General features: G+C 70.9%; 19 protein-coding genes. 10 read left to right on the top strand and 9 right to left on the bottom strand.

Annotated elements, in window-relative coordinates; translation table 11 throughout:
* Positions 1 to 103: 103 nt before the first annotated feature.
* Complete coding sequence (locus tag OVA26_RS09085; RefSeq protein WP_268103891.1) at positions 104 to 883, bottom strand: DUF4190 domain-containing protein; 780 nt, start codon at positions 881 to 883, stop codon at positions 104 to 106.
* A gap of 135 nt (positions 884 to 1018) precedes the next feature.
* Here OVA26_RS09085 and fabG point away from each other — a divergent pair, with 135 nt between their 5' ends.
* Positions 1019 to 1729, top strand: a complete 711-nt coding sequence (gene fabG, locus OVA26_RS09090; RefSeq protein ID WP_056232098.1) for a 3-oxoacyl-ACP reductase FabG — start codon at positions 1019 to 1021, stop codon at positions 1727 to 1729.
* Positions 1730 to 1966: 237 nt separating this feature from the next.
* Here fabG and OVA26_RS09095 read toward each other — a convergent pair whose 3' ends face one another.
* Both OVA26_RS09095 and serB read right to left on the bottom strand, forming a co-directional pair.
* Positions 1967 to 2644 (bottom strand): alpha/beta fold hydrolase, encoded by a 678-nt coding sequence (locus OVA26_RS09095; RefSeq protein ID WP_268103892.1) that lies wholly within the window; start codon positions 2642 to 2644, stop codon positions 1967 to 1969.
* Positions 2645 to 2738: 94 nt separating this feature from the next.
* A complete protein-coding gene (gene serB / locus OVA26_RS09100) occupies positions 2739 to 3380 on the bottom strand; it encodes a phosphoserine phosphatase SerB (RefSeq protein WP_268103893.1) in 642 nt (213 codons plus the stop codon).
* A gap of 266 nt (positions 3381 to 3646) precedes the next feature.
* Here serB and OVA26_RS09105 point away from each other — a divergent pair, with 266 nt between their 5' ends.
* Complete coding sequence (locus OVA26_RS09105) at positions 3647 to 4120, top strand: S-ribosylhomocysteine lyase (RefSeq protein ID WP_056232089.1); 474 nt, start codon at positions 3647 to 3649, stop codon at positions 4118 to 4120.
* An 82-nt stretch (positions 4121 to 4202) separates the two neighbouring features.
* Here OVA26_RS09105 and glgC read toward each other — a convergent pair whose 3' ends face one another.
* Positions 4203 to 5447 carry a glucose-1-phosphate adenylyltransferase gene (gene glgC, locus OVA26_RS09110; protein ID WP_056232086.1) on the bottom strand — a complete coding sequence of 415 codons (1245 nt, stop codon included), beginning with the start codon at positions 5445 to 5447 and terminating at the stop codon, positions 4203 to 4205.
* Positions 5448 to 5523: 76 nt separating this feature from the next.
* Between glgC and glgA the strand changes: the two genes are divergently transcribed.
* The 3 genes from glgA (at position 5524) to OVA26_RS09125 (ending at position 8015) form a co-directional block, all read left to right on the top strand.
* Positions 5524 to 6714: a glycogen synthase gene (gene glgA, locus OVA26_RS09115; RefSeq protein ID WP_268103894.1), complete on the top strand. Its 1191-nt coding sequence runs from the start codon at positions 5524 to 5526 to the stop codon at positions 6712 to 6714.
* Positions 6715 to 6845: 131 nt separating this feature from the next.
* Positions 6846 to 7628, top strand: coding sequence for an ABC transporter ATP-binding protein (locus tag OVA26_RS09120; protein ID WP_268103895.1), 783 nt, complete (start codon positions 6846 to 6848; stop codon positions 7626 to 7628).
* Positions 7629 to 7763: 135 nt separating this feature from the next.
* Positions 7764 to 8015 (top strand): type B 50S ribosomal protein L31, encoded by a 252-nt coding sequence (locus OVA26_RS09125; protein WP_013586710.1) that lies wholly within the window; start codon positions 7764 to 7766, stop codon positions 8013 to 8015.
* Between the two features lie 433 nt (positions 8016 to 8448).
* Here OVA26_RS09125 and OVA26_RS09130 read toward each other — a convergent pair whose 3' ends face one another.
* The 3 genes from OVA26_RS09130 to OVA26_RS09140 form a co-directional block, all read right to left on the bottom strand.
* Complete coding sequence (locus OVA26_RS09130) at positions 8449 to 10311, bottom strand: DUF222 domain-containing protein (RefSeq protein WP_268103896.1); 1863 nt, start codon at positions 10309 to 10311, stop codon at positions 8449 to 8451.
* Between the two features lie 412 nt (positions 10312 to 10723).
* Positions 10724 to 13012: a M1 family metallopeptidase gene (locus OVA26_RS09135; protein WP_268103897.1), complete on the bottom strand. Its 2289-nt coding sequence runs from the start codon at positions 13010 to 13012 to the stop codon at positions 10724 to 10726.
* 344 nt (positions 13013 to 13356) lie between these two features.
* Entirely contained in the window at positions 13357 to 14091 is a 735-nt protein-coding gene (locus tag OVA26_RS09140) for an exonuclease domain-containing protein (RefSeq protein WP_268103898.1), read from the bottom strand.
* Positions 14092 to 14337: 246 nt separating this feature from the next.
* Here OVA26_RS09140 and OVA26_RS09145 point away from each other — a divergent pair, with 246 nt between their 5' ends.
* Positions 14338 to 15210, top strand: a complete 873-nt coding sequence (locus OVA26_RS09145) for an alpha/beta fold hydrolase (RefSeq protein ID WP_268103899.1) — start codon at positions 14338 to 14340, stop codon at positions 15208 to 15210.
* Here OVA26_RS09145 and OVA26_RS09150 read toward each other — a convergent pair.
* Positions 15207 to 15761, bottom strand: coding sequence for a CGNR zinc finger domain-containing protein (locus OVA26_RS09150; RefSeq protein WP_268103900.1), 555 nt, complete (start codon positions 15759 to 15761; stop codon positions 15207 to 15209). The two genes, OVA26_RS09145 and OVA26_RS09150, sit on opposite strands and share 4 nt — an antisense overlap.
* A 71-nt stretch (positions 15762 to 15832) precedes the next feature.
* Between OVA26_RS09150 and OVA26_RS09155 the strand changes: the two genes are divergently transcribed.
* The gene (locus OVA26_RS09155; RefSeq protein WP_074694872.1) at positions 15833 to 16825 is read left to right on the top strand and encodes an EamA family transporter; all 993 of its coding nucleotides are present in this window, start codon (positions 15833 to 15835) and stop codon (positions 16823 to 16825) included.
* A 100-nt stretch (positions 16826 to 16925) separates the two neighbouring features.
* Here the strand turns inward: OVA26_RS09155 and OVA26_RS09160 are convergent, their stop codons facing one another.
* The gene (locus OVA26_RS09160; protein ID WP_268103901.1) at positions 16926 to 17399 is read right to left on the bottom strand and encodes an Lrp/AsnC family transcriptional regulator; all 474 of its coding nucleotides are present in this window, start codon (positions 17397 to 17399) and stop codon (positions 16926 to 16928) included.
* Positions 17400 to 17573: 174 nt separating this feature from the next.
* Between OVA26_RS09160 and pdhA the strand changes: the two genes are divergently transcribed.
* The 3 genes from pdhA to OVA26_RS09175 are packed head-to-tail and all read left to right on the top strand — an operon-like array spanning position 17574 to position 21296.
* A complete protein-coding gene (gene pdhA, locus OVA26_RS09165; protein ID WP_268103902.1) occupies positions 17574 to 18710 on the top strand; it encodes a pyruvate dehydrogenase (acetyl-transferring) E1 component subunit alpha in 1137 nt (378 codons plus the stop codon).
* On the top strand, positions 18707 to 19750 hold the full coding sequence (locus OVA26_RS09170) for an alpha-ketoacid dehydrogenase subunit beta (RefSeq protein WP_144833285.1): 1044 nt from the start codon (positions 18707 to 18709) through the stop codon (positions 19748 to 19750). Before pdhA ends, OVA26_RS09170 begins: the two co-directional genes overlap by 4 nt.
* 55 nt (positions 19751 to 19805) lie before the next feature.
* Positions 19806 to 21296, top strand: a complete 1491-nt coding sequence (locus OVA26_RS09175) for a dihydrolipoamide acetyltransferase family protein (protein WP_268103903.1) — start codon at positions 19806 to 19808, stop codon at positions 21294 to 21296.
* The last annotated feature ends 74 nt before the right edge of the window (positions 21297 to 21370 follow it).

The raw sequence follows: 21370 nt of genomic DNA on the forward strand, positions 1-21370 counted from the left end.
TGGGGCAGGGCGCGGCCTTGCGCGGACTGTTCGACGTCGTGACAAGCCGTCGAGCGCGGGTTCGCCGGGCGCGCGAGGCACCCGGCGAACCCGCCGCCGAAGGTCAGGCGCCGTAGCGCGAGCCGCTGGTCCCTGCGCTCGCGATGAGGATCGAGATCCCGATCACGAACAGGATGACGAACAGCAGCGTGACGTACCCGATGATGACGCCGGCGAGCGCCATGCCGCGGCCGCGCTCGCCCCGATCCTTGATCTGCTTGAGCGAGATGTGGCCCATGATCACACCGGCGATCGATCCGACCACCGGGAGGATGAGGACGAAACCGACGAGGGATGCCACGAGCGAGATGATCGCGAGCACGTTGGTGCGCGCGGGGGCGGTGTAGCCGCCGCCGTAGCCGTATCCCGCGTTCGGGGTGCCGTACGCGGGCTGCCCGTAGGTCGAGGTCGTGGGCTGACCGTACGCCGGGGCTCCGTAGGCGGGTGCCTCGGGTGCGGGCGTGCCGTACGCCGTGCCGTATGCCGGGGCAGCGGGGGTGCCGTATGCCGGGGCGTCCGGTGCCGGGGTGCCGTAGGCCAGGGGCGCGGGCGTGCCGTGTGCCGGGGCGGCGGGGGTGCCGTACGCCGGGGCGTCCGGGGCCGGGGTGCCGTAGGGGGCAGCGCCGCCGGTCGCGGCGCCCTCCGTCGAGGAGCCATAGGGCGGAGCGGATGCCGATGACCCGGCCGCCTCGGAGGGCGGAGTCGCCGGTGCCGCGGGGGAGTCGTACCCGGGGACGCCGTCGCTCTGCGGAGCGTACGGGGACGACGAGGTGTCGCCTCCCGAGGTGCTGTCGGACCCGGTGTCGTCGGGATGCTGCGGGTCGGTGGTGCGGTCGTCGCTCACGGGAGCCCCTTTCGTCGCGCGTCCTCTCAGCGTTCCAGCGCCGCTGACCCCGTGTCAAACCTCGCTGCGCGAGGCGATCGGGGCGGCCTCGGTAGGCTGGGCCGGTTCCGTCATCGCAAGCGCAGGAGTCTCACCATGTCCCAGGACCGCGTCGTCGTCGTCACCGGAGGAAACCGGGGCATCGGTCGAGCCATCGCCGAGCGTTTCGTCGCCGAGGGGTGGAAGGTCGCCGTGACCGCCCGCTCGGGTGAGGGCCCCGAGGGGACGCTGACCGTGCGTGCCGACGTGACCGACGCCGCCACCGTCGACGCCGCTTTCACGCAGGTCGAGGCCGAGCTCGGCCCGATCGCCGTGGTCGTGGCCAACGCCGGGGTCACGAAGGACACCCTGCTGCTGCGCATGAGCGAAGACGACTTCGACAGCGTCGTGAACACGAACCTCGGGGGTGCGTTCCGCGTGGTCAAGCGCGCCTCGAAGGGCATGCTCAAGGCTCGCTGGGGTCGCGTCATCCTCATCTCGAGCGTCGTCGGTCTGTACGGCTCGGCCGGTCAGATCAACTACGCCGCCTCGAAGAGCGCTCTCGTCGGCTTCGCGAGGTCGCTGACCCGTGAACTCGGAGGTCGCGGGATCACCGCGAACGTGGTGGCCCCGGGATTCATCGAGACCGACATGACCGCCGAGCTCCCCGCTGACACGCAGGCCGAGTACAAGAAGAACATCCCCGCCGGGCGCTTCGCGTCGGCCGACGAGGTGGCCGGCGTCGTGACCTGGCTCGCCGGCGATGACGCCGCCTACATCTCGGGCGCCGTGATCCCCGTCGACGGTGGCCTGGGCATGGGCCACTGAGCGCGAGACTCGCCGGCGTGTCGGGCTTCGTGATTCCCGTTGGCGGCCGGGCCCGGGCAGAGGGCGCTGATTTGAACGCTCCTGGTTCGTGACCGCGACGACTCCCGGGTGCGCCAGCCGGGCATGGGTCACTGATCGCGAGACGCGCCGGGGTGCTCTCCGGCGTCCTGGGGTTCGCGTCGGGGCTCGCGTCGCGCCTCGCCGCCGAGAGAGCTCTCGTGCGGCGTCGCGCCCGTCTTACCGCACGGCCGCGGCGAGCGTCTCTGCGAACTTCTGCGGCTGCGAGAACTGCGGCCAATGGCCGGAGTCGAGCGTGACGACTTCGACGCTCTCGATGCGGTCGACCTCTTCAGCGTAGGCCCCCCAGTCGGCCAGGACGCGGCGGAGCGACTCGGCATCGAGCTGCCCTGACAGGATCGTGACGGGGATCGCGAACCGCCGCTCGTCGGTCAACGTGATCGGCGACGTCGGAACACGGCCCGGAACGTCGACGACCTGCTGTGCGGTCCGCCGACGTGTCTCGTCGTCGATGTCAGCGACGTCGTCATCGTCGAAGAAATCCCACCCGGGGAAGGGCACGACTCCGTCCTCGACGGGGAAGTCCGAGATCATCGCGCCCGGGTGCGGGACGATCGTGTCGACGAGGATGACGCGCGCGACCTGCGCGGGCCGCCGATCCGCCGCGCCCCACACGACGTTGCCGCCGCCCGAGTGCCCGACGAGCACCACGTTCTCGCCGAGACGGTCGATCTCGCTGACGACGGCGTCGACCCAGTCGTCGATCACGAGGTCGCCCACCGCGGGCCCGGGCAGGGTCACGGGGTGCGGACGATGACCTGCCGCCTCGAGGGCAGGGGTGATGTCGTCCCACGACGACGCGTCGAGCCAGAGACCGGGAACCAGAATGACGTCCATGCGGCGAGCGTAGAACGGGCCTCCGACATCGGGAAGGGCACCGAACGGAAGCAGGCGACTCCGCGCGCGCCGGGAGGACCCGAGCCCGATCCGCTCAGCGGGGGAGCAGTGCGACGACCTGGGCGAGGTCGACGGGGCCGATCACCAGGTCCGCCCGCTCGCGCACGGCCGGCTTGGCGTTGAACGCGAGTCCGAGCCCCGCGGTCGCCATCATCTCGAGGTCGTTCGCCCCGTCGCCGATCGCGAGCGTGAGGGGGAGGGGGACGCCGAGTTCTCCTGCCCAGCGACGGAGCGTGTCGGCCTTGGCCGTGGCATCCACGATCTCTCCCTCGACCTCTCCCGTGAGGGTGCCGTCGACGGCGCTGAGCCTGTTCGCGCGCCAGAGGTCGACGCCGAGCTCGGGGGCGACCGTGTCGAGGACTTCGTGGAAGCCGCCCGAGACGACGCCGACGATTCCGCCGCGCTCGTGAACGGCGGCGATCAGATCGCGGACGCCGGGCGTGGGCTCGATACGGGCGATGGCACGCGCGAAGGCCTCGGTGGGCACGCCGGTGAGCGCCTGCACGCGGGAGCGGAGGCTCGTCGCGAAGTCGACCTCGCCGCGCATGGCGGCCTCGGTGGCGGCGGCCACCTCGGATCCTCGGCCGGCTTCGTCGGCGAGGAGTTCGATGACTTCGTTGCGGATCAGCGTGGAATCGGCGTCGAGGACGACGAGGAATCGGGCGGTCGCAGGCACGCGCTCAACGCTAGCGGGTCGGTGCGGTCGCGTGTCGTGAGGGTCACCTGCGGTCGCGGGCACGTGTTCGACGCGAGCGGGTCGGCACGGTGGTCCGTCGTGCGAGTGACCTGCGGTCGCAGGCACCTGCCCGACGCCAGCGGGTCGGCGCGCGGGTTCTCGAGAACTCCGCTGCGCGCACCCCGGGCGGCGTCACGCGGGGTCATCTCGCACCGCACCCACCGTAGGCTTCTGCGGTAACCCCGCTTTTCCAGAAGGGACCTCGCATGGCCGATGTCGAAAGCTTCACCCTCGATCACACCGCCGTCCTGGCGCCCTACGTGCGCCTCATCGGCACCGAGTCGGGCCCGCGAGGTGACGTCATCTCGAATTTCGACCTGCGCCTCGTGCAGCCGAACGAGCAGGAGATCCCCACGGCCGGTCTCCACACGATCGAGCACCTGCTCGCGAGCCTCGTGCGCGACCGGATCGACGGCCTCATCGACATCTCGCCGTTCGGCTGCCGCACGGGCTTCCACGTGATCATGTGGGGAGAGCCCTCGGTGGGCGACCTCGTCGACGCGATCACCGGCTCGCTCCGCGCGATCGTCGACGACGTGCAGTGGGACGACGTCCCCGGAACCGACGCGTTCAGCTGCGGCAACTACCGCGACCACAGCCTGCACACCGCCAAGGAGTGGTCCAAGGAGGTCCTCGCCAAGGGCATCTCTCGCGACGCGTTCGAGCGCGTCGGAGTGTAGAACCTCGGTTCCGGATGCCGAAGGGGCGGTGACCATCCCGGTCACCGCCCCTTCTGGCATCCGGAATGCCCGGCAGTGGGAATCACGCGTGGACGTGGACGTCCTTGCCGACGACGGTGATGCCCGTCTCGGTGACGGTGAAACCGCGGGCCAGGTCGCGCTCGCGATCGACGCCGATGGTCGCCCCGGGCTCGAGGACCACGTTCTTGTCGAGGATCGCGCGGTGGATGCGCGCCCCGGCTCCCACCTGGACGCTGTCGAACAGCACCGAGTCGGTGATAGTCGAGCCACCGCCGGCGAGGGCCCATGGGCCGACGACGCTGCGCTCAAGGTGGGTTCCCGACAGCACCGAGCCCAGCGACACGATCGAGTCGATCGCGTTGCCGATGCGGCCGACCGAGTCGCGCACGAACTTCGCCGGAGGGGCGTTGAAGGTCTGCGAGAAGATCGGCCAGTCGTTGTTGTAGAGGTTGAAGATCGGCAGGGTCGAGATCAGATCCATGTGCGCGTCGTAGAACGACTCGATCGTGCCGACGTCGCGCCAGTACGACCGGTCACGCGGCGTGGACCCGGGCACGTCGTTGCGCTGGAAGTCGTAGACGGCCGCCTCACCGCGGTCGACGAAGTAGGGGACGATGTCGCCGCCCATGTCGTGCGCCGAGGTCGGCAGCTCGCCGTCGTGCGTGACGGCGTCGACGAGGGCGTCGGCGTCGAAGATGTAGTTGCCCATCGAGGCGAGCACCTCGTGAGGCGAGTCGGCGAGGCCCGCAGGGCTCTGCGGCTTCTCGAGGAACGCGCGGATCTTCGTCGGGTCGCTCGGGTCGGTGTCGATGACGCCGAACTGGTTCGCGAGCGAGATCGGCTGACGGATGCCGGCGACCGTAGCGCGTGCATCGGAGGCGATGTGGGCGTCGAGCATCTGCTTGAAGTCCATGCGGTAGACGTGGTCGGCACCGATGACGACGACGATGTCGGGCTTCTCGTCGCGGATGAGATTCATCGACTGCAGGATCGCGTCGGCCGAACCCGAGAACCACCGCTTGCCGAGACGCTGCTGGGCGGGGACCGAGGCGACGTACGAGCCGAGCATCGGCGACATGCGCCACGTCTGCGAGATGTGTCGGTCGAGGCTGTGCGACTTGTACTGCGTCAGCACGACGAGCTGACGCAGCCCCGAATTGATGAGATTCGAGATCGCGAAGTCGATCAGGCGGTATTGACCGCCGAAGGGCACGGCGGGTTTGGCGCGGTCAGCCGTCAGGGGCATGAGTCGCTTTCCCTCGCCGCCGGCGAGGATGATTCCGAAGACCTTCGGCGCTGCAGGCATGGCACCACCCTAGGGCTCCGGCGGGCGAGCGGAAACACGTCTGCGGCGCGCCTTGCGCTGTACTACGGTTCGTCTCATGCGCGTCGACATCGTGACCAAGGAGTACCCGCCGGAGATCTACGGGGGAGCCGGGGTCCACGCCACCGAACTCGTCAAGGCGCTGCGCGCCGAGGGCACCGAGGTGCAGGTCCGCGCGTTCGGCGCGTCGCGCGACGAGGCCGACACGACCTCCTACGGCGTGCCCGCCGAATTGGCGTCGGCGAACGGTGCGATCCAGACCCTCGGCACCGACCTCGCGATCGTCTCGGACATCGCGGGCGCCGACGTCGTGCACTCGCACACCTGGTACGCGAACTTCGCCGGGCACCTGGCATCCCTCCTCCACGGCATTCCGCACGTGGTCACCGCGCACAGCCTCGAACCGCTGCGCCCGTGGAAGGCCGAGCAGCTCGGCGGCGGATACGCCGTGTCGAGCTACATCGAGAAGACCGCGTACGAGGGGGCGGCCGCCGTCGTCGCGGTGAGCTCCGGCATGCGCGACGACATCCTGCGCAGCTACCCCTCGCTGGATCCCGACAAGGTGCGGGTCATCTACAACGGCATCGACACCGAGTCGTGGCATCCGGTGTCGGATGACGCGTTCCTGGCGTCGCAGGGCATCGATCCATCGCGCCCCTCGGTCGTCTTCGTGGGTCGCATCACCCGTCAGAAGGGGCTGCCGTACCTCCTGCGCGCGGCGGAGCAACTGCCGCCCGAGGTGCAGCTGATCCTGTGCGCCGGTGCTCCCGACACCCCGCAGATCATGGCCGAGGTGCAGGAGCTGGTGCGCGGGCTCCAGGCGACCCGCGATGGGGTCGTGTGGATCGAGAAGCTCCTGCCGCGCAACGAGCTCAGCGCGATCCTCACCGCGGCGACCACGTTCGTCTGCCCGTCGGTGTACGAGCCGCTCGGCATCGTGAACCTCGAGGCCATGGCGTGCGGGGCTGCGGTCGTCGGAACGGCGACCGGGGGTATTCCCGAGGTTGTCGTCGACGGTGTGACCGGGCGCCTGGTGCCGATCGAGCAGGTGCAGGACGGAACGGGAACGCCCGTCGATCCCGAGCGGTTCGTCGACGACCTCGCCCGCGTGCTGACGGAGGTCGTGATGGATGCCGACACCGCCCGGGCCTACGGAGAAGCCGGTCGCACGCGAGCCGTCGAGGACTTCAGCTGGGCCGCGATCGCGGAGACCACGGCGGCGCTGTACGCGGAGGTCGCGGGAAAGTAGAACGTCCGGCTCGGTGGCGCAGTGGCGGATCGCCGGGGCGGTCGTGCGCGACGCGCGCGGGCGTGTCCGGCACTGTCCACAGGGGCCGCGTGGCATCCGGATGCCGCTGTCTCGGACAGTAGGCTAGAGCCATGCCCCAGGTGCTCGAGTTCTCCGACGTCGTCGTCCGCCGGAACGCGCGGGACATCGTGTCCCACCTCGACTGGGAGGTGTCGGACGACCAGCGGTGGGTCGTGCTCGGGCCGAACGGCGCGGGCAAGACGACGGTGCTCCAGCTCGCCGACACCCTGCTTCACCCGACCTCGGGTTCGGTGACGATCCTCGGTGAACGTCTCGGCCGCACCGACGTGTTCGAGCTGCGTCCGCGCATCGGCTTCGCCTCGTCGGCGATGGCACGTCGCGTGCCGCCGGAAGAGACCGTGCTCGACGTCGTGCTGACGGCCGCGTTCTCGGTCGTGGGTCGCTGGCGCGAGGACTACGACGACATCGACGAGCGTCGCGCGCTGCGCGTGCTCGCCGAGTGGAAGCTCGATCACCTCGCCGACCGCACGTTCGGAACCCTGAGCGACGGCGAGCAGAAGCGCGTCCAGATCGCCCGCGCGGTCATGACCGACCCCGAGCTGCTGCTGCTCGACGAGCCCACCGCGAGCCTCGATCTCGGCGCGCGCGAAGAGCTGCTCGCTCTGCTGTCGGGCTACGCGCAGGCGCCGACGACGCCCGCGATGGTGATGGTCACGCACCACGTCGAAGAGATTCCCGTCGGCTTCACGCACGTTCTGCTGTTGAGTGACGGCGAGGTCGTGGCATCCGGGCCCCTCCAGGAAGCCCTCACGGCCGAGAACCTCACGAAGACGTTCGGGCTCGAGATCGCACTCACGCACGAAGCCGGGCGGTACGCGGCGCGCGCCGTCTGAGACGCTTCGCCTCGAGGCGGCGCCTTCGTGTCGGGGTAGCGCTCGGGCCTGGTAGACTCTCTCGTTGGTGCCATCGGCGCCGCAGACTTTGACGTCCTGGCAGAATCCAGGACACCACTTCTCAAAGGACCTCCCATGAAGACTGACATCCACCCCACGTACAAGGCCGTCGTGTTCCGCGACCTCGGTTCGGGCGACACGTTCCTCACCCGTTCGACCGTGTCCAGCGACAAGACGATCGAGCTCGACGGCGTGGAGTACCCCGTCATCGACGTGGAAATCTCGTCCGCTTCGCACCCCTTCTACACGGGCAAGCAGCGCATCATGGACTCGGCCGGTCGCGTCGAGAAGTTCAACCAGCGCTTCAAGAACTTCGGCGGTCGTTGAGCCCAGCGGTTCTCGCAGCGAAAGCCCCTCGTCCTTCGGGACGGGGGGCTTTCGCGTTGTGTGCGGGGGCGGGACGGGGGCGCGGGAACGGGGAGCGGGCGTGGCGCGGCGCGGGGGCTCGGGCGCGGCACGGCGCGGGTGCTCGGCGCGGGCGAGAGACGGCGTGGGGGCTCGGGTGTAAGACGGTGTGGGGGCTGGGCGTGGGCGTGGGGCGGGCGTGGGCGTGGGGGCGGGCGTGGGCGTGGGCGTGGGGGTGGGCGTGGGCGTGGGAGCGGGGAGTGGGCGTGGCACGGCGCGGGGGCTCGGGCGCGGCACGGCGCGGGTGCTCGGCGCGGGCGAGAGACGGCGTGGGGCGTTCCGTCCCGTCGCTCGCCCTTCGAGGGCGGCGGGCACCGGGAGCCCTCTCGAGGGGCACGCGTCAGGACCGCCGCCTCTAGAACGGTGGCGGATCTGTGCCGTACCTGTCGCCGAGGGGCGAGATCCACGCGGTGTCGCCTCCGGCTGTGCGATCGAGGTCCCACCGGGTCTCGTGACGGAGGCGGTGGTGATGGCGACATTTGGGGTCGAGGTTGTCGTCGTCGGTGGTGCCGCCGTCGGTCCACGCGGTGAGATGGTCGATGTCGCACTCTCGCGCGGCGCGGCCGCAACCGGGGAACACGCACGTGGGCGAGGTGACGCCGAGCCACCGTCGGAGCGCCACGGGAACGCGGTACGTCTTCCGGTCGAGCACGAGCGGAGCGCCGGTCACAGGATGGGTGAGAAGCCGTATCCACGAGGTGGCGTTTCCGGCGAGCCGCCGTGCGGTCTCGAGGTCGATCGGTCCGTAGCCCTCGAGCGTCGCCGGCTCGGTGTCGTGCCCCAGGAGAGTAAGCGCAGGAATCGTCACGACGACGGTTGCCGGGGGAGCAGACCGGAAGGTGCGCCCCGCCGCGGGTTCATGCGGTGTGGGGTTTTCGGCAGCGGGTGTGTGTGGCGCGGGGCGTTCGGCATCGCGTGCGCGCGGCGCGGGGCATTCGGGGCCCGGTGGGTGCGGTGCGAGGTGTTCGGTGTCCGGGTGCGATGCGGCCTGCTCGGCATCTGGCGCTCGTGATGCGGGGCCCGCGAGCGCATGTCGGGCGGGCTCTTTCGCGTCGGCCGCGACGGGACTTCGCTTCGCAGTGCCGGCCACCGGGGGCATGGGCACGGCCGCACCAGGCGGGGGATTCTCGGGCACGGTGTTCGAGGACGGAGCCGTCGCGTTCTGGCCCGGATCCTCCGTCATGGTGACGAGGTCGGCGAAGGCGTCGGCCCGCAACTGCGCGAGCGTGCGTTCTTCATCGGGTGCCGCGCGAAGGTGCCGGGCCGCGCGATCCAGCCGCGACATCACCGCGCGGGCGCGATCCGCGGGGAGAAGGGCGTGCAGGGATGCCATGCCGTCGAGCTCGGCCCTCATCCACACACCGCGACCCTCGGCCGCCCGGCGATGACGAGCATCGAGTGATTCGGCATGGACGCGCTCGCGGATCGCGCGAGCAGCAACCGCGAATTTCGCCGGGGGGAGGACGAGCGCTTGCGGACACGCTTCGTCGTCGAAGCGCTGGAAGGCGGCGTCATCGCCCGCGGGGAGCGTCGACGCCAGTCGAGCTGCGTCGACCGCGTGCTTCTCGGAGAGGCGGCCTTCGCTGAAGGCGGCCCACAGCTGCGGGCAACCGACGGCCAGCGTCCGCGCGTGGGCGGCCCTCGTCCGAACGGTCTGCTCGGACAGACGCAGGCGGACGGCGACCTCGGCGACGGCGGCGCGCTCAGCGAGGTCGACGCGATCGCGACGCACGGCGCCGGGGGTACGTCCGCGGGGATCGTTCCACGCGCGGTCGAGAGTGGGGTCGGGACCGACCCACGGAGTGGGGTCGAACGCGGCATCGTCGAGGATCGAAAGAATCAAGCGGTACTCGTCGGCAGTTGCCCGCTGCCTCTCGTTCACGACGCACTCGAGGTGGCCCAGCCGCGCATCGATGTCAGAGACCGCGGCGGCGCCGCCGTCGAGCGGCGAGAGCAGGTCGTCTACCGACCAGACGTCGTCACTGTCGCTGGTGCCGGACGACGTCGCTCCGCCCGGAGTGGCGGCCGGGACGGATGCGGAAGACGCACTGCCAGACTGAGCGGGCTCTTCGCCCGTCCACCACTCGACATCTCCGCTCTCACGGAAAGCCGCCCATTGTGCCTCGAGTTCGAGTTCGTCGTCGCTCGGCCACGGGGCACCGTCGCACTCCCGGAACACCGGCTTCGGCCGGCCTTCGGAGGGTGCGGTGCGGGTCATGGCAGAACGCTATCGGTGACGTCCGACATCGAGTCGAGGGTCGCTTCGGGGGAGCCACGGCCGCGGGGAGGGCGTCCCATCGAGCACCTCGGGTCGCTCCGTCGGTCCCTGACGCGGGCGCCCGTCGCAAAGGCCCCAGCCTTGCGCGTCGCGCATCGGGACCGCGCCGCGAGGGGACCTTCCGCCGCGCCGATCGAGAAGCACCGACCTTTCCGTAAAGGGCACAACCCTGTCCCGCTCGCCGAGCGGCGAGCGGCGCGCCGCGAACCAGAGCGCGACCGTTCCCTCGATCGCCACCGCCTCACCCGCCTCCGGGGTGAGACGGGTGACGGAGGCGGCTACAGCCGGCCGACTCACGACGGATCGCCCCCGCACCCGGCAACCCGGGGCGGGGGCGATCCTCGCGACATGCTCAGACCGATTCGACCCGACGAGCGCCACGCCGGCGTCGCATCGCCGCCATCGACAGCACAGAGCCGCCGACGAGAGCCGCGAGAGCCCACATGATCGCCGCGATCGGTGCCTCGGAGCCGGTTGCCCCGAGCTGCCCGCGAGGGGGCGAGACGACGGCCGCTCCCGAGGCCGAGGGCGAAGGCGAGGGCACGATCGCTGCGACGACCGGGCCGAAGGGGGCGCTCGTGCGCGACTGGGCGACATACCCGGCGAGGCTGCCCGTGACGGTCACCGTCACCGTCCGTCCTACGGCGGCGGCGGGGATCGTAAAGGTCGGGGTCGTGGCATCCGGGGTCGGGGTTCCGTCGACCGCCCAGAAATACGCGAACGACGTGCCGTCGGTCCACCCGGGGGTGGTCGCCGTGAGCGTCGCACCGGCCGCCGTGTCACCCGTGATGATCGGCGCCTGCGCGTCAACCGGGTACTCCTGCACGGCGAGGGTGCTCGAGCACGATGCGCACGTTCCGCCGAGGCTGGCGGCGGCCTCGGTGGTCAGCGCTCCGCCCGAGGCGTCGTCGGCCACTGTCGCCGCGAACGTCGTCGTGGCCGTCCGTCCCGGATCCGTCGCCGGAATGGTCCAGACGAAAACATCGCCGGTCAGGGTCACGCCGGCGGGCAGAGCCGTCTGGTCGATGGAGGCCCGATCCAGGATGCCGCGGACATCGAGCCTCGCGGTCGACGAGGCGAGCGGGACGAGTCCGGTGTTCTCCGCTGTGAGGGTGTAGCTCACCGAGCCGCCGCGCTCGAGTGGGGTGGTCGCGGTCGTGGACAGCGCGAGCGTGAACTGGTCGGGCCACGCGGGCTTGTCGGCATCCAGGATCCAGTCCCGGTAGAACGCCTGCAGGTCACGGCCGGAGAGCTCTTCGGCGAGGGCGAGGAGGTCGGCGCCGGTCCTGCTCGTGCCAGCGTTGCGCAGCTGCCACTGCGTGACGACCGGGAAGAACGCGTCGTCGCCGATCGCGACGCGCAGCGCCGCCCAGAACTGCGCCGAGCGATCATAGGTCTGGTAGTCGTACAGCGAAGCCGAGTCGGTCTGCGCACCCGGCGCGATGGTCCACCTGTCGTCGCCCGCGGGGGTTCGGTTCCACGCGTCGAACTGCGCCTCGCGCGACGGAGTACCCGCACCGAACCCGTCGCTGCCGGCGTAATAGCTTTCGGACCAGGTCGCCATGCCCTCGGCGATCCAGATGTCGGTCCACGTCGTGGGGGACACATTGTTGCCGTACCACTGGTGGGCGAGCTCGTGCACGAGGGTGCTGAAGCCGATCCGCGTCGGGAAGAAGGAGCGGTCCTGCGTCTCGAGCGCGTAGTTGATGCCGCGCGGCACGCGGTCCACGACGACGCCGGCGCTGCGGCCCGGGTAGGGCCCGTACACGGACTCGAGGTTGCGGATGATCGGGCCGAGCTGGCTCACCGCCGTGGTCACGGTCGCCTTGTTGGCGGTCGTCGACGTCGAGTCGACGAAGGACCACGCGGGAATGCTGCTGCCGTCGGTGAGCGTCACCGATGATTCGATGACGTCGTAACGGCCGATCGAAATGATGAGCAGCTCGGATGCCATCTGCTTCGTCTGCTGCCACGCCCAGGTCGTGCGGGTGCCGTCGGTCGACGGCGTCTTCGAGAGCAGCTCGCCGTTGCTGACGGCGGCGGCCGGGGCCGCTCCCGCGCCGGTCGCGTCGGAGAGGGTGGTCGGGACATCGAGCGAGATCGAGTAGGTCGCCTTGTCGCCCGGAGTGTTGTTGTGCGGGAACCCGGTCATGTTGCCGACCGGTTGACCGAGCATCGTCGCCCCGTCGGTCGTGGCGTTCCACCCTTCGTACGAGCCGTCGGCGTCGATGTGGGCCTGCGGGACTCCGTGATAGGCGACCGTGACGCGGAACTCACCGGAAACCGGGGTGGCGGGGGTCACGACGAGCTTGTGTGTGATCGCACCGGCGTCGGTCTCACGCAGCCACGCAGCGGGCGTGCCGTCCACCGTCACGGAGTCGACCACGAGTCCTTCGAAGTCGAGCGAGAAGCTGCGCAGCGGTTCGGCGGCGCGGGCGGTCATGGTCGAGGTCGCGACGATGGAGCCGGCCACGACGGAGCCGGTCTGAACCGCGTCGGGGGTCCACGCGAGGTCGATGTCGTAGTCGAGGGCGTCGTAGCCGCCGTTGCCCACGTTCGGGAACATGGCGTCGCCCGAGGTGCGCGCGCCGTCCACGGGGTCGGCAGCGAGCGCCGGGGTGACCGCGGCGACGGATGACACGACGAGCCCCGCAGCGAGCGCGGCGGTTCCGAGCGACCGGACGGACCGGCGGAGGAGGGCAGGGTGCGAGGGCGGAGCTGGCGGAGCCTGGCGCATGGGTTCTGTCGTCCGTTCAGAAGATGCGGCAGCGTCGTCCGAAAGAGCGCCGCCGAGAGGGTTGTCGCCACCGTAGGGGCGGCACGTTTCGGCGGCGTGTCGAACGAGGACAGGATCCGTCACAGGCGACGCATAGGCGATGCCGCATCGGGCCGCCTCGGATCAGCTCGGCGGCGTGGGCGGACGAGGCGGAGACGTCACGGCCGACGAAGACGCCGCGCGATGCGGCGGGAGCGCGCCCACCGCGCTCAGCGAATCGGCCACGCCCCGTCGATCGCCGGAGCCGTGGCATCCAGCCGACCGATCTTCACGAAGTACTCCGTGAGGCTCTCGGCTTGCGCGCGCGCCCAGGCGATCTGGCGGGTGTGGAGCTCGTCGAGGGTCGGGGGCAGCCACGGGCCGAACTTCTCGGCGAGCGCGAGGGCGAGCCGGCCGGCCGCGACGGCGTCGGCGCAGGCCTCGTGTGCGGACTCGAGGGGAACCGCGTAGTGCTCGGCGACGACGGAGAGCGTGCGCTTGCCGCGGCGGTAGCGGTCGAAGGTCTTGTCGACGACGAGGGGGTCGATGACGGGGGAGGGGGCGGCGATCGGCGCCACGCCGTGGCGCACGGCCTCGTTCTTGAGCATCGAGAAATCGAAGGGCGCGTTGTAAGCGACGACCGGAATGCCGACGGCGAAGAGCGCCCCCAAAGCCTCGACGACCTCGGCCACCACCCGCGGTGCGGGGGCGCCCTCGGCACGAGCGCGTTCGGTCGAGATCCCGTGGATCGCCGCGGCCCCCGCGGGGATCTCGACGCCCGGGTCGGCGAGCCAGTCGCGGGCGTCGACGACGCGGCCGTCGGCGTCGAGGACACCCACGTGCGCGGTCACGATGCGATCGTTCTCGACGTCGATCCCGGTCGTCTCGAGGTCGAACACGCCCACGAGTCGCGCCCACTCGGGCGTCTGGAAGAGGGGGAGCGGCCCGGCCTGCCACGTGGTCATGGGCTCACGCTAAAGCGGGCCTCCGACATCGCCGTCGAGGCGCGCAGGAACGGGGGTGGATGCCATGGGCTCGGGCGCGACGCAAGCCCCGCGCGGCCGGAGTCGGCGTGGGCGGGGTGAGGGCGCGGCGCAGACCCCGCGGTGAGGGGCATTTCACGGACGCCTCCGCGAGGTGGAGAGGTCCGAAGCGTGCCACCGGCGGCGGTCCGGAAAAGGGATGTCAGACCTCCCTCGTAGACTCGACCCATGCCAAACCCCTACGCCGACCGCCTCGCTCAGATCCCCGTCGTGCGGCGCGAGGCGAGTGTCCTCGGGGGCACCACGGCGTACTGGGTCTACGGTGACGACGCCGCCGAGACGACGATCGTCGCGGTGCACGGCTTCCGCGGCGAGCACCACGGGCTCGATCCGGTGGTCGCGCATCTTCCCGGCATCCGGGTGATCTCTCCCGACCTTCCCGGGTTCGGCGAGACCGCGCCCCTCGACGGACGCCCGCACGACCTCGACACCTACGCCGCCTGGCTGCGCGCGTTCGTCGAGACCGTCGCTCCGGATGCCGTCGTGCTCGGCCACTCGTTCGGTTCGATCGTGTCGTCCGCGGCGGTGGCGGGCGGGTTGTCGACGCCCCGACTCATCCTCGTCAACCCGATCGGGGCACCCGCGCTCGAGGGTCCTCGCGGGATTCTGACCCGTCTCGCGGTGTTCTACTACCTCGCCGGCGCGAAGCTGCCGCGCGCTCTCGGCGAGGGACTCCTGCGCAACGGGCTCATCGTGCGCGTCATGAGCAACGCCATGGCCAAGACCCGCGACCCCGGCCTGCGGCGCTTCGTGCACGAACAGCACGACGAGTACTTCTCGCGCTTCGCCGACCGCGACGTGCTGCACGAGGCCTTCGTCACGAGCGTCTCGCACGACGTGCGCGAGTTCGCCCCGCGCATCGCGCAGCCGACGCTGCTCGTCGCGGCCGAAAAGGACGACATCACCCCGATCGAGGCCGAGCGGCACCTCGCGACGCTGTTCCCCGACGCCCGGCTCGTCGAGATCGCCGAGGTCGGGCACCTGATCCACTACGAGACGCCGCATGCCGCGGCGCGGGCGATCGCGGAGTTCCTCGGCTAGGCCTCGGCTCGGCGCTTGCGGTACGCGTTCACGTTCATCCGGTTGCCGCAGTTGCCCGCGTCGCAGTAGCGCTTCGATCCGTTCTTCGAGAAGTCGACGTACACGCCCTCGCAGTCGTCCGCCTCGCAGACGCGCACGCGGGCGTACTCGTCGGCGCGGATGACGTCGACGAAGGCCAACGCCGACTCCACCAGGATCCGCGTCGCCAGGGGATCCGCGGGGTCGCTCGCGTGGATGTGCCAGTCGAGCCCGTCGTGGCGCACGAGCTGGGGCAGCGCGCGCCCATCGGCGAGCATGGCGTTCACCAGGGGGACGGCCCCGTCGCGATCCGCACTCCACAGCTTCAGCAGACGGGGGCGGATGCCGCGGACGGCGGCGAGCTCGCGGGCGTCGCGCGTGCGCGAACCGGTGTAGCCGTGACGGTCGGTGAAGGCCTCGAGCTCCGCGACGTCGACGAGGGTGTCGACCCCGCTCACCTCGGTGTGCGGCAGGGTGTTCACGAGTTCGACAGCGGCGCGCAGCACCAGTTCGGTGTCACGAATGAAGACCACGTCGACTCCTGACAGGTAGAGGCCGTACTGTCACGAGTGTAAACCCCCTTCACTCGTGACAGCAGGCCCGCATGACCACGTCTCCCGTGACCCTTCCGCGTCCCACCCACCGCGGATCCACCGCCGTTACCGGCCTCGCGATCGCCGTCGCCTCGGCCCTGGCGTTCTCTTCCAGCGGCCCGTTCGTCAAACCGCTGCTCGACGGCGGCTGGTCTCTCGGTGCGGTGCTCCTCGTGCGCATGGGCCTCGCCGCCCTGCTGCTCTCGCCCGCGCTGATCCTCGCCATCCGCCGTCAGCGCGGATTCCTCCGCCGACACGGGCTGCTCATCGTCGCATTCGGGCTCACGGCCGTGGCCGGCTGCCAGCTCTTCTACTTCGCCGCGATGCAGCGGATGCCGGTCGCCGTCGCCCTGCTCATCCAGTACATCGCGCCGGTGCTCATCGTCATCGCGGTCTGGGTGCGCACCCGACGCTCCCCGTCGAAGGCGGTGCTCATCGGTTCCGTCGTCGCGATGGCCGGTCTCGTACTCGTCGTCGACATCAGCGGAGCGCGCTTCGACCTGCTCGGCACGATCTTCGCGCTGTGCGCGGCGGTCTGCGCCGCGGCCTACTTCGTCATCGCCGGGCGCGCGGGCGACGACCTCCCCCCGCTGGCCCTCGCCGCGGGCGGTTTGCTCACCGGAACCCTGCTCATGGGCGTGCTGGTGGCCACGGGGGTCCTGCCCTTCGCCGCCCCCTCGATCACCGTGTCGCTCGCGGGGCTCGAGCTCCCCGGCATCCTGCCGCTGCTGTGGGTGGGCGGCGTGGCGACCACCGTCGGCTACGCGCTCGGGGTGATCGCGGTGCCGCTCATCGGCTCGCGACTCGCATCGTTCGTGGGACTCAGTGAGGTGCTGTTCGCCCTCGGGTTCGCGTGGCTGCTGCTCGGCGAGACGCCGGCGCCGGTCCAGTTCGTGGGCGGCGCGTTGATCCTCGTGGGCGTGGTGCTCGTGCGGATGGATGCCGGGAGCCCGAGCGAGCAGAGCACCGAGACGGCGAGCATCCCGGTGGTTCCGGCGCCGTAGAAAGCCAGATGTCCTCGCGCGCCAGCTGCATCAGCGGTCTCACCCGGGAGGGGCCGCGCGTACACGCCCGCGAGCGGCGGGCTGCGACGGGATGCCGCGGCTAGACGTCCTCGCGTGCCAGCTGCATCAGCGGCCCGACGCGGTAGCCGATGACCTCGCCCATCACGAGCGACGTCTCGGTGCGCTCGACACCCTCGATGGCCAGGATCCGGGCGTCGGTGTCGAACAGGTGCTGAGTGTCGCGGCACGCCACGCGCACGAGCAGGTCGACCTGACCGCTGAGTCCGTGCGCCTGCAGAACCTCGGGCACCTTGGCGAGCTCCGCACGGATCGCCGGCAGCTCCGCCTGCCGGACCGTCACCTGCAGGAACGCCTCGATGGGAAAGCCCAGCGCCTCGGCCGACAGCGTGCGTTCGTACGAGAGGAAGACTCCCCCGCGTTCCAGGCGGCTCATGCGCGCCTGGACGGTGTTCCGGGAGAGTCCGAGTTTCTCGGCGAGCGCGACGACGGTGGCGCGCGGATCGGCGGACAGGGCGCGGAGGAGGTCGAGGTCGACCGCGTCGAGCTTGCTCATGGTGCGAAACATTAGCAGTGTGAAGGTCGGTCACGGTGGGCACGATGCTCAATATGACGGCGAGGTCTTGAGCGGGGTGCATTCCGCGCGTACGGTCGGCCTCGTCGGCGGTGCTGCCGGCATCCGTACGCCCCGGCTCTCACGAGGAGCCCGGGCCGCACTGGAGGGATGACGATGACGTACACCCAGACCCGAGGCTCCTCGACAGGACGAGCTGACGACCACGACGCCGTCGACGACGTGCTCCGCATCCTCGAGCCGGACGGCTCCCGGATCGCCGACGACACCCTCGACCCCTGGGTCGCCGATCTCTCGCCGCACGAGTTGCGCGCCCTCCACCGCGACATGGTCCTCACCCGTCGGCTGGATGCCGAGGGCGTCGCCCTGCAACGCCAAGGACAGCTGGCCCTCTGGGCGCCGTGCCGTGGACAGGAGGCCACCCAGGTCGGCACCGCCCACGCCCTCGCCCCGGGCGACTTCGTCTTCCCCAGCTACCGCGAGCACGGAGTGCTGCTGGGCCGCGGTGCCAAGCCCGCCGACTACGTGCTGGCCTGGCGCGGCGAAGAGCACTCGGCGTACGACCACACCACCATCAACGCCGCGCCTCCCCAGATCATCATCGGCGCGCAGTCGCTGCACGCCACCGGCTGGGCGATGGGCGCTCAACGCGACGGCTCAACCGACGTCGCCGTCGCGTACTACGGCGACGGGGCGACGAGCCAGGGCGACGTCAACGAGGCGATGGTCTTCGCCTCGTCGTTCCGCGCCCCCGTGGTGTTCGTGTGCTCGAACAACCAGTGGGCCATCTCGGAGCCCGTCACCGTCCAAGCCACGTATCCGATCGCGGGCCGGGCGCCGGGGTTCGGCATCCCGAGCCTTCGCATCGACGGCAACGACGCCCTTGCCTGCGTCGCCGCGATGCGCTGGGCCCTCGACCGCGCCCGTCGTGGCGAAGGACCCTCGTTCATCGAGGCCGTGACCTACCGCATGGGTCCGCACACCACGAGCGACGACCCCACCCGCTACCGCGACGCCGCCGAGGTCGACGAGTGGGCGCAGCGCGACCCGATCGCCCGGCTCGAGGCCTACCTGCGCGCCGAGGGGATGCTCGACGACTCCGGAATGGACGAGGTCGCCCGTGCCGCAGACGCTCTCGCCGCAGAGGTGCGCGCCGCGTGCATCGGGGCCACCACCCGGGCCCCCGAGACCATGTTCGACCACGTGTACGCGGAACCGCATGCCGCGGTCGAACGGCAGAAAGCCGAGTACATGGACTACCTCGCGGGGTTCGAGCAGGAGGGCGCGCGATGACCTCCCTCACCCTCGGTTCAGCCATCAACGCGGGCCTCTCGAAGGCGCTCGAGAACGACGACAAGGTCCTGCTCATGGGCGAGGACATCGGCAAGCTCGGCGGCGTCTTCCGCGTCACCGACGGCCTGCAGAAGCGCTTCGGCGCGCAGCGCGTCGTCGACACCCCGCTCGCCGAGGCCGGCATCGTCGGTACGGCCGTCGGACTCGCGCTGCGCGGCTACCGGCCCGTCGTCGAGATCCAGTTCGACGGCTTCGTCTACCCGGCCTTCGACCAGATCGTCTGCCAGGTCGCGAAGCTCCACTACCGCAGCAACGGTCGCATCCGGATGCCGCTGGTCATCCGTATCCCGTGGGCCGGGGGCGTCGGCGCGGCCGAGCACCACTCCGAGTCGCCCGAGGCGTACTTCGTGCACACCGCCGGACTCCGCGTGATCGCCGCCTCGAACCCGCAGGATGCCTACGTCATGCTGCAGCAGGCGATCGCCTCCGACGACCCGGTGATCTTCTTCGAGCCCAAGCGCCTTTACCACTCCAAGGGTGAGGTCGACCTCGACGCCGACCTCGCCGACGCCCCGCCGATGCACCTCGCGCGCGTCGCCCGCGAGGGCACGGATGCCACGATCGTCACCTACGGCGCCCAGGTGCGCACCGCCCTCGATGCCGCCGTCGCCGCCGAAGATGACGGCATCTCGCTCGAGGTCATCGACCTGCGCTCGCTGTCGCCGATCGACATGAACACCGTCGCGGCATCCGTCCGCAAGACCGGACGCGTCGTCGTCACGCACGAGGCCGCGCGCGAAGCGGGAGTCGGCGCGGAGCTGATCGCGAGCATCACCGAGGAGTGCTTCCACTACCTCGAGACGCCGCCGCGGCGCGTCACCGGGCACGACATCCCCTATCCGCCGTCGAAGCTCGAGAAGCACCACGTGCCCGATCTGGATCGGATCCTGCACGCGGTGGATCTGGTGCTCGAGCGCGGTGCGGGCTCTTCGCCGACCGGCGGCGCATCCGCCGCGACCGTCGAGGGAGGCGTTCGATGATCGCGGAGCGCAGTGATGCCGGACGGATCGCGGGCACGATCGAGGGAGGCGTTCGATGATCGCGGAGTTCTTGCTTCCCGACCTCGGCGAGGGCCTTCCCGAGGCCGAGATCGTGCAGTGGCATGTGGCCGAAGGCGACACGGTCACCCTCAACCAGACGATCGCCGAGGTCGAGACGGCGAAGGCGATCGTCGAGATCCCCTCGCCGTACGCCGGCACCGTCCAGGGTCTGCACGCCGCGGCCGGAGACGTCGTCGAGGTCGGCTCACCTCTGGTGTCGTTCGATCTCGGGGGAGCGGATGCCGGGACCCCGGCGGCCTCGCCCGCGGGGGCGTCCCGCGAGGCCGGGGCCGGGCTCGCCGTCGAGACGGTCGCGGAAGCGCCTCTCGACGCCCCCGCCGACGACATCGCCGCCCGCGCGACGCCGAACCTCGTCGGCTACGGCGCCGCGCCGAGCTCGGGCAGTCGGCCGAAGCGACGGGCCCGAGGAACCGCGACCGCGGTGATCGACTCGGACCATGCCGTGCGCGAGGCTGCTCCTCACGACGTCGTCAAGACCGGTCCGATCGACCTGCCGCTCGTGCGTCCGCGCTCGACTCCGCCGGTGCGCAAGCTCGCGAAGGATCTCGGGGTCGACCTCGTGCTGGTCGCCGCCGCCCACCCGGGCGAGATGGTGACGCGCGGCCACGTCGAGGAGTTCGCCGCGCGCACTCCCGCGATGCCCGAGGTCACGGCATCCGCCGCCGTGCACCCCGGGGAGAGGCGCATGCCCGGCCGCGTGGAGGAGTTCGCGGCATCCGCCCCCACTTCGACGTCGACGGTGCCCCCGGCCGGCCGGTCCGGCAACCGGGTGACGCGCACGCCGATCCGCGGAGTGCGCAAGCACACGGCCGCGGCGATGGTGCAGAGCGCGTTCACGGCTCCGCACGCGACGACGTTCCTCACCCTCGACGTGACCGCGACCACGGAGCTGCTCGCCTCGCTCAAGACCGACCGCGCGCTCGACGGACACCGCATCGGCGTGCTCGCGATCGTCGCGAAGGCCGTGTGCTTGGCGCTCGGGCGCACGCCCGCGCTCAACGCGAAGTGGGATGACGCGGCGGGTGAGATCGTCGAGCACCACTACGTCAACCTGGGGATCGCGGCCGCGACCGATCGCGGTCTCGTGGTTCCGGTGATCCCGGATGCCGACCGGCTCGACCTCGTCGACCTCGCCGATGCGATCGCCGAACTCGCCGCCACGGCCCGCGCCGGACGGACCGCTCCGGCCGCGATGACCGGCGGGACGTTCTCGATCACCAACGTCGGCGTGTTCGGCGTCGACGCGGGGACGCCGATCCTGAACCCCGGCGAAGCGGGAATCCTCGCGGTCGGCGCCCTGCGGCGCACGCCGTGGGAGCACCACGGCGAGATCGCCCTGCGCGACGTGCTGACCCTCAGCCTGTCGTTCGACCACCGGTTGGTCGACGGGGCGGAGGCGGCGCGATTCCTCACCGACGTCGCCGGCGTGCTGCGCGAGCCCGGGCGGGCGATGCTGCTGCGCTGAGCGACCCGCGACGGCGAGCCCGTCGCGCGGTGCACCGACGGGGTGCCGGGGGAGTGGTCGCCCTCGGCACCTTT

It is taken from the genome of Microbacterium sp. SL62 (assembly GCF_026672635.1).
GTDB lineage: Bacteria > Actinomycetota > Actinomycetes > Actinomycetales > Microbacteriaceae > Microbacterium > Microbacterium testaceum_A.